Source organism: Pseudomonas sp. IT-P100 (assembly GCF_949767185.1).
GTDB lineage: Bacteria > Pseudomonadota > Gammaproteobacteria > Pseudomonadales > Pseudomonadaceae > Aquipseudomonas > Aquipseudomonas fluorescens_B.
Genome location: NZ_CATKQK010000011.1, coordinates 489,195 through 502,959, shown reverse-complemented (window position 1 = coordinate 502,959; position 13,765 = coordinate 489,195). Strand labels below are relative to the sequence as shown.

The 13,765-nt window shown below is 62.1% G+C and carries 13 protein-coding genes; 11 read left to right on the top strand and 2 right to left on the bottom strand.

Features of this window, described 5'->3' with window-relative positions:
• Positions 1–136: 136 nt before the first annotated feature.
• Together phnX and ACM6IQ_RS10480 are read left to right on the top strand one after the other, a co-directional pair.
• Entirely contained in the window at positions 137–964 is an 828-nt protein-coding gene (gene phnX, locus ACM6IQ_RS10485; protein WP_017339688.1) for a phosphonoacetaldehyde hydrolase, read from the top strand.
• A gap of 179 nt (positions 965–1,143) precedes the next feature.
• Positions 1,144–1,692 carry a cytochrome b gene (locus ACM6IQ_RS10480; protein WP_017339689.1) on the top strand — a complete coding sequence of 183 codons (549 nt, stop codon included), beginning with the start codon at positions 1,144–1,146 and terminating at the stop codon, positions 1,690–1,692.
• A 7-nt stretch (positions 1,693–1,699) separates the two neighbouring features.
• On the opposite strand, the gene ACM6IQ_RS10475 is transcribed toward ACM6IQ_RS10480, so the two are convergent.
• Positions 1,700–2,617 (bottom strand): 1-aminocyclopropane-1-carboxylate deaminase/D-cysteine desulfhydrase, encoded by a 918-nt coding sequence (locus ACM6IQ_RS10475; RefSeq protein ID WP_414878678.1) that lies wholly within the window; start codon positions 2,615–2,617, stop codon positions 1,700–1,702.
• Positions 2,618–2,806: 189 nt separating this feature from the next.
• Positions 2,807–4,846 carry an FAD-dependent oxidoreductase gene (locus tag ACM6IQ_RS10470; RefSeq protein WP_017339691.1) on the bottom strand — a complete coding sequence of 680 codons (2,040 nt, stop codon included), beginning with the start codon at positions 4,844–4,846 and terminating at the stop codon, positions 2,807–2,809.
• 281 nt (positions 4,847–5,127) lie between these two features.
• Here ACM6IQ_RS10470 and ACM6IQ_RS10465 point away from each other — a divergent pair, with 281 nt between their 5' ends.
• The 9 genes from ACM6IQ_RS10465 (at position 5,128) to ACM6IQ_RS10425 (ending at position 13,758) form a co-directional block, all read left to right on the top strand.
• On the top strand, positions 5,128–5,799 hold the full coding sequence (locus ACM6IQ_RS10465; protein WP_223451005.1) for a GntR family transcriptional regulator: 672 nt from the start codon (positions 5,128–5,130) through the stop codon (positions 5,797–5,799).
• Between the two features lie 114 nt (positions 5,800–5,913).
• Positions 5,914–6,846: a 4-hydroxyproline epimerase gene (locus ACM6IQ_RS10460; protein ID WP_414878677.1), complete on the top strand. Its 933-nt coding sequence runs from the start codon at positions 5,914–5,916 to the stop codon at positions 6,844–6,846.
• Positions 6,843–7,958, top strand: a complete 1,116-nt coding sequence (locus ACM6IQ_RS10455) for an NAD(P)/FAD-dependent oxidoreductase (RefSeq protein ID WP_414878676.1) — start codon at positions 6,843–6,845, stop codon at positions 7,956–7,958. Before ACM6IQ_RS10460 ends, ACM6IQ_RS10455 begins: the two co-directional genes overlap by 4 nt.
• Positions 7,951–8,187, top strand: coding sequence for a 2Fe-2S iron-sulfur cluster-binding protein (locus tag ACM6IQ_RS10450; protein WP_414878675.1), 237 nt, complete (start codon positions 7,951–7,953; stop codon positions 8,185–8,187). Before ACM6IQ_RS10455 ends, ACM6IQ_RS10450 begins: the two co-directional genes overlap by 8 nt.
• Entirely contained in the window at positions 8,184–9,440 is a 1,257-nt protein-coding gene (locus ACM6IQ_RS10445) for an FAD-dependent oxidoreductase (RefSeq protein WP_414878674.1), read from the top strand. The genes ACM6IQ_RS10450 and ACM6IQ_RS10445 overlap by 4 nt, the downstream gene beginning before the upstream one ends.
• Before the next feature lie 74 nt (positions 9,441–9,514).
• Positions 9,515–10,264, top strand: coding sequence for a helix-turn-helix domain-containing protein (locus ACM6IQ_RS10440; RefSeq protein WP_414878673.1), 750 nt, complete (start codon positions 9,515–9,517; stop codon positions 10,262–10,264).
• Positions 10,265–10,492: 228 nt separating this feature from the next.
• Entirely contained in the window at positions 10,493–11,311 is an 819-nt protein-coding gene (locus ACM6IQ_RS10435) for a transporter substrate-binding domain-containing protein (protein WP_414878672.1), read from the top strand.
• Between the two features lie 10 nt (positions 11,312–11,321).
• Positions 11,322–13,100, top strand: a complete 1,779-nt coding sequence (locus tag ACM6IQ_RS10430) for an aconitase X (protein ID WP_414878671.1) — start codon at positions 11,322–11,324, stop codon at positions 13,098–13,100.
• Entirely contained in the window at positions 13,093–13,758 is a 666-nt protein-coding gene (locus ACM6IQ_RS10425; RefSeq protein WP_414878670.1) for an amino acid ABC transporter permease, read from the top strand. Before ACM6IQ_RS10430 ends, ACM6IQ_RS10425 begins: the two co-directional genes overlap by 8 nt.
• Positions 13,759–13,765: the final 7 nt, after the last annotated feature.

Genomic DNA, 13,765 nt, shown 5'->3' with positions numbered 1-13,765 from the left:
TTGCTCGCGAATACGGACTGACATTCAACATAAATGTCGCTCGCTGCACCGCTTTCGCGAGCAAGTCGAATCGTCGCACCGCCGCTCCCACCAAAAGCAGCTCCTCATTTATCAGTTGCCACAGGATTTGATCACCATGAACTACACAAACCCAACCAAACTCCAGGCCGCCATCCTCGACTGGGCCGGTACCGTCGTCGACTTCGGTTCCTTCGCTCCCACGCAGATTTTTGTCGAGGCCTTCGCCGAATTCGACGTCCAGGTGTCCATCGAAGAAGCCCGTGGTCCCATGGGCATGGGCAAGTGGGATCACATCCGCACCCTGTGCGATCAGCCGGCAGTCGCGGAACGCTATCGCAAGGCATTCGGCCGCACGCCGACCGATGATGACGTCACCGCCATCTACCAGCGCTTCATGCCGTTGCAGATCGAGAAAATCGCCGAGCACTCGGCACTGATTCCGGGCGCGCTGGACACTATTGCCAACCTGCGCCAGCAAGGGATCAAGATCGGCTCGTGCTCCGGTTACCCGAAACAAGTCATGGACAAAGTGGTCGAGCTGGCTGCCACCAACGGCTACATCGCTGATCACGTGGTGGCTACCGACGAAGTGCCTAACGGCCGTCCATGGCCGGCTCAGGCGTTGGCCAACGTCATCGCCCTGGGCATCGACGATGTTGCTGCTTGCGTGAAGATCGACGACACCGTGCCCGGCATTCTCGAGGGCCGTCGCGCCGGTATGTGGACCGTCGCGCTGATCTGCTCGGGCAACGCGCTGGGCCTGGACTACGAAGGTTATCGCGCCCTCGGCAGCGATCAACTGGCCAGCGAGCGCAAGCGTATCCACGCGCTGTTCGAAGGTTCGCGCCCGCACTACATGATCGACACCATCACCGACTTGCCGGAAGTGATCGCCGACATCAACAAGCGTCTGGCCAAGGGTGAAATGCCGCAAAGCTACTGATTCACCAGCCAAAGTGCCGCGTTCCTACAAGGGAACGCGGCGCTTTTTTTTTGCTCGATCACCTGATCTAGAGCATTGAACCGCCACTGGCGTCAGGCAAACCCGGCGAAACAGGATTACAGTGAAAGTGCACCGTCGACCAAGAACGGTGGCTTGACCCGACCTGTGAGGAACACCGAATGCCGTGGAAAAACTCCGATTCACGCTACAGCACCGTCTCGATCACCCTGCACTGGTTGATGCTGGTCCTGCTGGCGCTGGTGTATGCCTGCATCGAATTTCGCGGGATCTTTCCTAAAGGCAGCGGCGGCCGAACGCTGATCACCGAATCGCACTTCATGCTGGGGCTGACTGTATTCGTGCTGGTCTGGCTCAGATTGTTCGCCCGCAGCCTCGGCCCGGCACCGCAGATCTTCCCCGCCTCACCGCACTGGCAAACCATCCTCGCCAGGTTGATGCACTGGGCGCTGTACATTTTCATGATCGCGATGCCGATCCTCGGTTGGCTGGTCACCAGTGCCAAGGGGCATCAGGTGATGTTCTATGGCTTTGACTTGCCGCTGCTGGTGTCAGAGGACAAGGCGCTGGCCAGGCAGATCGAAGGCTGGCATGTGCTCGGCGGCACCATCGGTTATTGGCTGATCGGGCTGCACGCCGTGGCGGGGCTCTATCATCACTATGTGGTGGGCGATAACACCTTGTTGCGGATGATGCCCAAGCGCGGTTGAACGCCTTTTATTGAAGCCCGCGGCGGCCCTGCAAGCCGCCGGTGTGGACAAAGATCAGGCGAGTGCCCTTGGCAAATCGACCCGCCTCGACGTGCTGTTTGAGCGCCAACAGCGCTTTGCCCGTATACAGCGGCTCGAGGGGAATGCCGCTGGCCTGTTCGGTCTGCGCGATGAAGTCCAGTAACAACGGATCGACTTTGGCGAAGCCGCCGCGACTGGCGTCAAACAGTTCACACACCGGGTCGCGCAAGCCGGCTTCTTGCACAATCGATTCGACCTGCTGCGCCACACCATGGTCGTCGGGCACAGCAAGCGCGCCGTAAACCGGATGCTCCCCCGCTTCGGCCAGCACCAGGCCGGCCAGCGTGGTGCCGGTTCCACAGGCGAGCCACCAACCGTCGTAGCCGCTCCAGCCCAGACTGTTCAGTTGATCACTGACCATCACCTTCAGCCGCATGCAGCCCTTTGCGCCGGGCAATCCTCCGCCACCTTCGGGCACCGGAAGCAGATCGGGATATTGCGCCCGCCAGGGTTCCCAGAAACCCGCCTCGTGCCGCGCGCGATAACCGCCATAACCGAGCCAGTGCAACTGCATGCCGAATGCTTGCAAGTCTTTGACCGTAGGGGTTTCTTGCGGATGACCGCGCAACAAACCCACCGTTTTGAACCCGAAGCGTTTGCCGGCAGCCGCCAGTGCATGCAGATGATTGGAATGAGCACCGCCCAGGCTGATGATGCCTTCGGCACCGGCGAGGTCGGCGGCTTTGAGGTGTTCGATGAGCTTGAACCACTTGTTGCCGCTGATCAGTGGGTCGATCTGGTCGAGGCGCAGGATGGCGAGTTCGATGCTCGATCGGCTTAGCCAATCAAGACGAAGGGGTTCGAGCGGGGCTTGGGGCAGCCAGTCACTGGGAGGGAGAAACATCGATGCCGGCTCTGGGTAAACAGCCAGCATCTTAGCAGCCAATTTGTGGCGAGGGAGCTTGCGCCCGCTGGAGTCCGAAGGACTCCTTTTATCAGCAATGGTGTTGTGTCAGGTTAATCACCAGCACTGATTTACGCCTGCTGCGCAGCCGAGCGCGAGCAAGCTCCCTCGCCACAGGGATTGCGGTGATTACAACTGCGCAGCCAACCGCGAGCCCTGATTGATCGCCCGCTTCGCGTCCAGCTCTGCCGCCACGTCCGCGCCGCCAATCAAATGCACGTTCTGCCCGGCCGCGACCAACCCGTCGTGCAACTCACGCAACGGATCCTGCCCGGCGCAAATCACGATGTTGTCCACCGCCAGCACTTGCGGCTCGCCGGTTTCACCAATGCGAATGTGCAAGCCTTCGTCATCGATCTTCAAGTATTCGACGCTGTTGAGCATCTGCACCTGCTTGTTCTTCAGACCCGTGCGGTGAATCCAGCCGGTGGTCTTGCCCAGGCCGTCGCCGACCTTGGATTTCTTGCGTTGCAGCAGGAACACTTCACGGGCCGGCGCATGCACTTCGGCCTTGACGCCGGCCACACCACCACGGGCTTCCAGATGCGTGTCGATGCCCCACTCTTTCCAGAACGCTTCGCGGTCGAGGCTGGTGGCCACGCCTTGATGCACCAGGAATTCCGACACATCAAAACCGATACCGCCCGCGCCGATGACCGCGACACGTTTACCCACCGGTTTGCGTTGCAGAATCACATCGAGGTAGTTCAGCACCTTGGCGTTCTCGACACCCGGAATCGCCGGCGTTCTTGGAGCAATACCGGTCGCCAGAATGATCTCGTCGTAACCGCCTTCCACCAGTTTCGCCACGTCAACGCGGGTGTTCAGGCAGACCTCGACGTTGGTGGTCTGCAACTTGCGGTTGAAGTAGCGCAGGGTTTCAAAGAACTCTTCCTTGCCCGGCACGCGCTTGGCGATGTTGAACTGGCCGCCGATTTCGCTGGCCGAATCGAACAGCGTCACCTGATGGCCACGTTCGGCAGCCACGGTTGCAGCCGACAGACCCGCAGGGCCGGCACCGACCACCGCGACCTTCTTGATCTGCTGCACCGGCAGGTAATTGAGTTCGGTCTCATGACAGGCCCGCGGGTTGACCAGGCACGTGGTCAACTTGCCGCCGAACGTGTGATCGAGGCACGCCTGGTTGCAACCGATGCAGGTGTTGATTTCATCGGCACGGCCCGCGGCGGCCTTGTTGACGAAGTCCGGGTCGGCCAGGAATGGCCGCGCCATCGACACCATGTCGGCATCGCCTTCCGCCAATATCTGCTCGGCCACTTCCGGGGTGTTGATACGGTTGGTGGTGATCAGCGGAATGCTCACCGAGCCACGCAATTTGGCGGTGACCTTGCTGAACGCCCCACGCGGCACTTTGGTGGCGATGGTCGGAATCCGCGCTTCGTGCCAGCCGATACCGGTGTTGATGAGGGTCGCGCCGGCCTGCTCGATGGCCTTGGCCAGCGTCACGATTTCTTCCCAGGTGCTGCCGCCCTCCACCAGGTCGAGCATCGACAGACGGAAGATAATGATGAAATTCGGGCCAACGGCTTCGCGCACGCGACGGACGATTTCCACCGGCAGGCGCATACGGTTTTCGTAGCTGCCGCCCCAACGGTCGGTGCGGTGGTTGGTGTGGGCCGCGAGGAACTGGTTAATGAAATAACCTTCGGAGCCCATGATCTCGACGCCGTCGTACTCGGCTTTTTGCGCCAGGGCCGAGCAGGTGACGAAATCGTTGATCTGCTTCTCGATGCCCTCCTCGTCCAGCTCCTTGGGCTTGAACGGGTTGATCGGCGCCTGGATGGCGCTCGGCGCAACCTGTTTCGGGCTGTAGGCATAACGTCCGGCGTGAAGAATCTGCATGCAGATCTTGCCGCCCGCCTCGTGCACCGCTCGGGTCACGATCTGGTGTTTGAGCGCTTCTTCTTCAGTGGTCAGCTTGGCCGCGCCGGAGTACACGCCGCCTTCGTCGTTCGGGCCGATACCCCCCGTGACCATCAGGCCAACGCCGCCACGGGCACGTTCGGCAAAGTAGGCAGCCATACGCTCGAAACCGCCGGGTTTCTCCTCCAGACCGGTGTGCATCGAGCCCATCAGGGTACGGTTGCGCAGCGTGGTAAAACCCAGGTCCAGCGGGGCCAACAGGTGCGGGTAATGAGCGGCGGTCATCGGTAACTCCACAACGAGCGATCACGGAAAAAGTGTGGGCGCTCTTTGGCGCCCCTCTGTCTTGTGTAACAGACTATGAGCACTCCCCCGGCCGCTCAATGACCGTAACTGACAACTTAATGATCGAAATGCGCAACACCTCGTGCATCGGACTGTTGCACCGGCGCCTCGACAATTAACGACAAAGAGTCAGGGGCGGCTGTCGGAAGGCAGCGCAAGAGCACTGAGCCCAGCGAAAATTCGTATACCATATCTCCAACTCAATCCGAACGACTGCCGCCGTGACCCTACCCAAATTCAACGCTCCAGACTTGGGCAATGCGCCTTCGACCTCTGAAATCATAACCCGCCATCTGCGTGACGCCATCGTCGCCGGGCATTTCGCCGAGGACGAGCCGATTCGTCAGGACGACATCGCCCGACAGTTCAACGTCAGCAAGATCCCCGTACGAGAGGCCCTCAAACGCCTGGAAGCCGAAGGTCTGGTGATGTTCCAGCGCAATCGCGGGGCGATGGTCACACGGGTGTCCGATGCCGAACTGGCGCAGATGTTCGAAGTGCGCATGTTGCTCGAAGACAAGGTGCTGCGCCTGGCCATTCCCAACATGACGGAAGAGACCTTCGCCCGCGCCGAACGTATCTGCCAGGAGTTCGTCGGCGAAGATGACGTGGGCCGCTGGGCCGAGCTTAATTGGGAACTCCACGCCTGCCTCTATGAACCGGCACAACGTCCGTTTCTGGTGAGTTTGATCCGTTCGGTCAACGACAAACTGGAACGTTACCTGCGGATGCAGATGAGCCTCTCGGCGGGGAAGGAGCGCGCCGATCACGAACACCGGGAGATCCTCGAAGCCTGCCGCGCCGGTGACGTCGACCGGGCGGTAAAGCTGCTGGACGAACACATCGCCGGGGTCTGCAAAACCCTGTTCGAGCACCTGCCCCACCACCACTGACCGCTCGCGGGACTGTGCCGATTTCGTCATCGGCACCGGATAAAACCATCAAGCCTGCAAGCCCCCGCACGGGCCACTCTTGCGTTCACTCATCTGAACGGACGTGGCCCATTCATGAAACGTATCACCGTGATTGACTCCCACACCGGCGGCGAACCCACCCGCCTGGTGACCGCCGGCTTTCCCGACCTGGGCACCGGCAGCATGGCCGAACGTCTTCAACGGCTGGCTGAACACCACGACCAATGGCGCACCGCCTGCGTGCTCGAACCGCGGGGCAGCGATGTGCTGGTCGGCGCGCTGTTGTGTGAGCCGGTCGACCCTGCGGCCTGCGCCGGGGTGATTTTCTTCAACAACACCGGTTACCTCGGCATGTGCGGCCACGGCACCATCGGCCTGGTGGCGTCACTTGCTCACCTGGGCAAGATCGGCCCGGGCGTGCACAGCATCGAAACGCCGGTCGGCACGGTGCAGGCAACCTTGCACGACGACCGTTCCGTCAGCGTGCGCAACGTGCCGGCCTACCGTTATCGCAAAGCCGTGGCGTTGCAGGTGCCGGGGATCGGTGAGGTGGTCGGTGATATCGCCTGGGGTGGCAACTGGTTTTTCCTGGTCGCCGACCATGGCCTGCGCGTCGCCAGCGACAACCTGGATGCGTTGACCGCTTACACCTTCGCCGTGCAGCAGGCATTGGACGTTCAGGGGATACGCGGCGAAGACGGCGGCGTGATCGACCACGTCGAACTGTTCGCCGAGGATGAGCAGGCCGACAGCCGCAACTTTGTACTCTGCCCCGGCAAGGCCTACGACCGCTCGCCCTGCGGCACCGGCACCAGTGCAAAACTGGCGTGCCTGGCAGCCGATGACAAATTGCAGCCGGGCCAGATCTGGCGACAGGCCAGCGTCATCGGCAGCGAGTTCGAAGGCTCCTACGAACCCCACGGCGAGCGCATCGTACCGACGATTCGCGGCCGTGCCTTCATCAGTGCCGAGGCTAGCCTGATCATCGAACAGGACGACCCGTTCGCCTGGGGCATTCGCCCATGAGCCAAGGCCTGGTGGCCGATGTGATCGTGATCGGTGCCGGCATCATCGGCGCTGCTTGCGCTCAGGCGCTGGCGCGGCGCGGCTTGCGCGTGCTGGTGCTGGACGCCGGCTTGCACGGCGCGACGGCCGCCGGAATGGGCCACTTGCTGGTGCTCGACGACAACCCGGCCGAGCTGGCCCTGAGCCAATACTCACTGCAACGCTGGCGCGAACAGGCACCGGACTTACCGGATGGCTGCGCCTACCGCTGCAACGGCACTTTGTGGCTGGCAGCCAATGCCGAAGAAATGGCCGTGGCCCACAGCAAATATCTGAACCTTCAGACCCAGGGCGTTGCCTGCGAGTTAATCGCTCGCCACGCGTTGCGCGCCCGTGAACCTGAATTGCGCGAAGGCCTTGAAGGTGGTTTGTTGATCAACGGTGATGGCATTCTCTATGCCCCGGCAACCGCCAACTGGATGCTCGACACCGCCGACATAGAACAACGCAGGGCGCGAGTCTGCGAGGTCGATGGCAATCGCGTGCGACTCGACGACGGCCAGTGGTTGAGCGCTGAGGCCGTCATATTGGCCAACGGTATCCAGGCCAACGACCTGTGCCCCGAGTTGCCGATCGAGCCGAAAAAAGGCCACTTGCTGATCACCGACCGCTATCCCGGCAAGGTCACCCACACGCTGGTGGAACTGGGTTATGTCACCAGCGCCCACAACGCCACAGGCCCCTCGACCGCCTGCAACATTCAGCCCCGGCCGACCGGGCAACTGTTCATCGGTGCCTCGCGACAATTCGGCACCACCGACCCGCAGGTCGAGGGCTGGATGCTGGCGAAAATGCTCAAGCGCGCCACCGAGTACATGCCGGGCCTGGCTCAGCTCAACGGCATCCGCGCCTGGACCGGTTTTCGCGCCGCCAGCCCGGACGGGCTGCCATTGATTGGCCAACACCCACAACGCAAAGGCCTGTGGCTGGCCGTCGGACACGAGGGTCTGGGGGTCACGACGGCCCCCGGCACCGCCGATTTGCTGGTCGCGCAACTGTTCAATGAAACGCCGCCATTAGCGGCGCAAGCCTATCTGCCGCAACGCTTTCTCGGGGAGGCCGTGTATGCCTGATTTGATCCTGGACGGCCGCACCCTGCGCGTCGCCGAAGGAACGACGGTGGCCGCGGCACTGGCCCTGGCCGGTGACGGTTGCAGTCGGACTTCGATCAGTGGTCAGCGGCGCGCACCGCTGTGCGGAATGGGTATTTGCCAGGAATGCCGGGTGACCATCGACGGACGCCGCCGACTGGCCTGCCAGACGCTGTGCCATGACGGCATGCAGGTGCGGACCCGACCATGAACGAATACGCCGACTTGCTGATCATCGGTGCCGGCCCCGCCGGCATGAGCGCCGCCCTCGCTGCCGCGTCCAGTGGCGCACGCATCATCGTGCTCGACGACAACCCACTGCCGGGAGGCCAGATCTGGCGCGACGGGCCTCAGGCCAGCCTGCCGAATCAAGCGCGACAGATGCGCGAGCGACTGCTCGCCAACCGTAACATCCGCCACCACGGTGGCACCCGTGTGATCGCCTGTTCCGGCCCCAAACAATTGCTGGTGGAAGACGCCGATCACGGATGGCTGATCGGCTACGACAAACTGATTTTGTGCACCGGTGCCCGTGAGTTGCTGCTGCCCTTCCCCGGCTGGACATTGCCAGGGGTGACCGGTGCGGGAGGCCTTCAGGCGCTGATCAAGGGCGGCCTGCCGGTGCAGGGTCAGCGTGTGGTGATCGCCGGCAGCGGCCCGTTGTTACTGGCCAGCGCGGCCACCGCGAAACACAGCGGTGCCGACGTATTGCGCATTGCCGAGCAGGCCTCGCCCTCCGCAGTCGCCGGGTTCGCCCTGCAACTGCCGCGCTGGCCGGGCAAGCTTGTGCAATCTTTTAGCCTGTTTAATCGTCATTACCGCACCGGCTCCCACGTCGTGGCCGCCCTGGGTAATGAACGGCTGGAAGGAGTGCGCCTGCGCCAACAGGGCAACATCGTCGAACTGGCCTGTGATCGCCTGGCCTGTGGTTTCGGCCTGATTCCCAATACCCAACTCGGTCAAGCGCTGGGCTGTGCGCTCGACGGCACGGCGCTCGCGGTCAATGCCTGGCAAGCCACGAGCCGGGCCGACCACTACGCGGCAGGTGAATGCACCGGTTTCGGCGGCAGTGAACTGGCGTTGGTCGAAGGGGCAATTGCCGGGCATGCCGCCGTCGGCAACATCGCAGCGGCGCGTCAATTGCGGCCACGTCGGGCGCGCTGGCAAGGTTTCGCCAAGGCGTTGAATAGCGCCTTCAGCCTCGACCCGCAACTCAAGTCGCTGGCGCAGGCCGACACGCTGGTCTGTCGTTGCGAAGACGTGCCCTACGCTGCACTGGCCGGGCACGTTGACTGGCGCACGGCAAAACTGGCCAGTCGTTGTGGCATGGGCGCCTGTCAGGGACGCGTGTGTGGCGGCGCGGTGCAGTATCTGTTCGACTGGCAACCCTCGGCCCCGCGACCGCCGTTCAGCCCGGCACGTATCGAAACCCTGATGTGCCTGGACGACACCCCGCCCGCGTAAACGCTCGCGCCGGGGTTTCGGGGGCGCTGCCGAGTCTTTATGATCCCGGTAGTTGCCACCAGGCCCCCAGTACTATGTTCCCCTCACTCAATCAGTTCAAACCCTGCGATTTGCCGACGCTGCTGAGCAGTCTGCAACCCATCGCGACGCTGCTCGACACCCTGGCGGACGTGGTGTTCTTCATCAAGGACCGCGAGGCGCGCTACATCTTCGTCAACCAGACTCTGGCCCGGCGCTGTGGCTTCAAGCACAGCGAACAACTGCTCGGCTTGACCGCCGACCAAGTCTTTCCAGAGCGTTTCGGCCCGCTGTACACCGCGCAGGATCAACGCGTGTTGTCCACCGGCCGTGAACTGGCCGATCAACTGGAAATGCATCTGTATTTTGGCAACCAGCCGGTCTGGTGCCTGACCCATAAACTCGCGCTGCGTGACGAACAAGGGCGGATCGTCGGCCTCGCCGGCATTTCCCGCGACCTGCAACTGCCCCAGTCCAACCATCCGGCTTTCCAGAAACTGGCGGCCGTAGACGCGCACATCCGCCGCCATTTCGCCCGACCGATCAGTCTTGCTGAACTGACAGCCATCGCCGGATTCTCTGTGGCGCAACTGGAACGCCATTGCAAACGGGTGTTCCAGCTCACGCCACGGCAGATGATCCACAAGTCCCGCCTGGAAGAAGGCTCGCGTCTGTTGCTTGACACCGACTTGCCGATCACCGAAATCGCTCTGCGCTGCGGATACACCGACCACAGTGCCTTCAGCCGCCAATTCCGCGCCCTCACCAGTCTGTCGCCCAGCGAGTACCGCGATAGCCGTCGTTAAAATGTTCCTTTAAGGGGCGCTGAGCCCCCGCTGTGCTCCCTTCCGTAACACCTCCTTGATCGACACCCTCGCGCCGTTGCCCATTCGCTTGCGCTGAGCCGCCCTGCTTCAAGGATTGGCAAAAATTCGGCGATAAAAGCAAAACCGGCACGGCCATTGCTATAGTTAATATCGTATACGAAATCCTCAATACGATATTTAACAGCACTTTCCCAGAACGAGGCCTCTATGAAAAACCCCGCATTTGCCGTAGCCCTCAGCGCTGTTCTCAGTACCTCCTTCATTGCCACCGCGCACGCCGACAAGCTCGACGACATTATCGGTTCTGGCAAGCTGCGCTGCGCCGTGACCCTGGACTTCCCGCCCATGGGTTTCCGCGATGCCAGCAACGCGCCTGCCGGTTTCGACGTGGACTATTGCAACGACCTGGCGAAGATCCTCGGGGTCGAGGCCGAAGTGGTGGAAACGCCGTTCCCGGACCGCATTCCGGCACTGATCTCCGGACGGGCTGATGTGATCGTCGCCTCGACCTCCGACACCCTTGAACGGGCCAAGACTGTCGGCCTCACCGTGCCGTACTTCGCCTTCCAGATGGTCGTGCTGACCCGCGACAACACCGGCATCAATAGCTTCGATGACATCAAGGGCAAAGCGCTGGGCAACACCAGCGGCACTTTTGAAGCCATCGCCCTGGAAGGCGATGTGAAGAAATGGGGCAGCGGCACCTTCCGCGCCTACCAGTCACAAAACGACACACTGCTGGCGGTGGCGCAGGGCCACATCGACGCCACGGTGGTGACCAATACCGTGGCCGCCGCGACGATCAAGTCGGGCAAATACAAAAACCTGAAAATCGCCGGCAACGCGCCTTACACCATCGACTATGTGTCTCTGGGCGCCAAACGCAGCGAGTACGGCCTGCTCAACTACCTCAACTTGTTCGTCAATCAGCAGGTGCGCAGCGGTCGCTATAAAGAACTGTTCGTCAAATGGGTCGGCACCGAGATCCCGCCGACCGACCTGACCGTACCGAAGGTTTATTACTGAGGTGTCCGACATGCCTGGGTCCACTGCTCTCATCGGTCGTAACCTGGTCTCGGGCTCCGCCCAGGGCGCGCTGCTGTTTGCCGATGTCGGGCTGAGCTTCTGGGGCGGTGTCGACCCTTGCACAGGTGAAGTCATCGACCGTCACCATCCGCTCAGTGGCGAACATCTGAGCGGTCGTGTGCTGGCCATTCCCAGTGGCCGCGGTTCGTGTACCGGCAGCAGTGTGCTGATGGAGCTGATCAGCAACGGTCATGCACCTGCCGCTTTGGTTCTGGCCGAAGCCGATGAGATTCTGACGTTGGGCGTGCTCGTGGCACAGACTATTTTCGAGCGTTCTCTGCCGGTGCTGTGCATCGGCCAGGAGGCCTTTGCGACCTTGCGCGGCAAAGCCTTCGCCCGAATCGAAGGCCCCTCGCTGGCGACGTTCGATCACGTGCCCATCGATGGCTGGCGGCCCACCGAAACACTGATGCACACAGGCAAATCCAACGAGCCGATCGAGCTCACCAGGTTCGACCGTTCGCTGCTCGACGGCGAGCATGGCAAAGCTGCGCAGGTGGCCATGCAGATTGTTCTGCGCATGGCCGAACTGCAAGGTGCCCACCAACTGGTGGATATCTCTCAAGCCCACATCGACGGTTGCATTTACACAGGACCTGCGAGCCTGCGCTTTGCCGAACAACTGGTGCACTGGGGCGCAAAGGTTCGCGTGCCCACCACCCTCAATTCAATTTCCGTGGACCAGCGTCGCTGGCGAGAGTTGGGCATCGACCCGTTGCTCGGCGAACCGGCCAGTGCCTTGGGTGATGCCTACATGGCGATGGGCGCGCAGCTCAGTTTCACCTGTGCCCCCTACTTGCTCGACACCGCACCGAAGGCCGGCGAGCAGATCGTCTGGGCCGAATCCAACGCGGTGGTCTACGCCAACAGCGTGCTTGGCGCACGCACTCTGAAGTACCCGGACTACCTGGATATCTGCATCGCCCTGACCGGCCGCGCGCCCCTGATCGGTTGTCATCTGGACGCGCCACGCAAGGCCCGTCTGCGCGTCGAATTGCCGGAACTGGGCGAGCTGGACGATGCGTTTTACCCCTTGCTCGGCTACCACATCGGTGCCCTCGCAGGCAGCCGGATTCCAGTGGTGCTGGGGCTGGAACAGCGCCAGCCAGACCTCGACGACCTGAAGGCTTTCGGGGCGGCGTTCGCCACCACGTCGGCCGCGCCGTTGTTTCATATCGCCGGGATCACACCCGAAGCACTCGACCCTGCAAACGTGCTGGAAGCCGACGTCCCGGTGCCTGTGGAAACAATCCGCCTGGAGGACTTGCTGCGCAGTTGGCGCGAGCTCAACAGTGCCCGTGACAACCACGTGGAGGTGGTCTCGCTGGGCAACCCGCATTTTTCGCTCAGCGAGTTCGCCTACCTCGCACGGCTGTGTCGCGGCCGGAACAAACACCCTGAGGTGGTGCTCGCCATCACTTGCGGTCGTGCAGTGCTGGAACAGGCGCGTGACGCCGGACACATCGGCGTGATTGAAGCCTTCGGCGCCACCCTGGTGACCGACACCTGCTGGTGCATGCTCGGCGAGCCGGTGATTCCGCCGAACGCCACAACGTTAATGACCAACTCGGGCAAATACGCCCATTACGCGCCCGGTCTGGTGGGACGCAAAGTGCACTTCGCCAGTCTCGCCGAGTGCGTTGACGCCGCTTGCACTGCCAGCGCCAGCGGGCGACTGCCGAACTGGTTGCAACCCGCCCTGCTGATGGAGAGCCTAGCGCATGTTTGATTACACCTTCCAATGGCGCGCCACCCTGCGCGCCTTGCCGGACATGCTCGCCGGTGCCTGGGTCACTTTCGAGACCGCCGCGCTGTCGATGATTTTCGGCGTACTGATCGCCCTGGCCCTGACAGTCATGCGCGAAACCAGACACCCGCTGCTGCGCGTTATCGGCAACGGCTGGGTGTCGATTGCCCGCAATACCCCGTCGCTGTTCCAGATCTACGTTCTGTACTTCGGCCTCGGTTCACTGGGTCTGCACGTCAGTTCCTGGTTCGCTCTGCTGGCCGGGATCACCTTCAACAATGCGGGCTATCTCGCGGAAAATTTCCGCGGCGGGCTCAAGGCGGTGCCTGGCACGCAAGTGCGTGCCGCGCGCTCGCTGGGCATGAGTGCCTTCCAGACCTACCGCATGATCGTCGTTCCGCAGCTGTTGCGGATTGTGTTCTACCCCTTGAGCAACCAGATGGTCTGGGCGGTGTTGATGACGTCTCTGGGAGTGATTGTCGGGCTCAACAATGACCTCACCGGCGTGACCCAGGACTACAACGTCAAGACGTTCCGCACCTTCGAATATTTCACCATCGCCGCGGTGCTGTATTACCTGATTGCCAAGGCGATCGTCGCGACGGCCCGGCTGATGGCCTGGCGGCTGTTCCGTTACTGAGGACGTG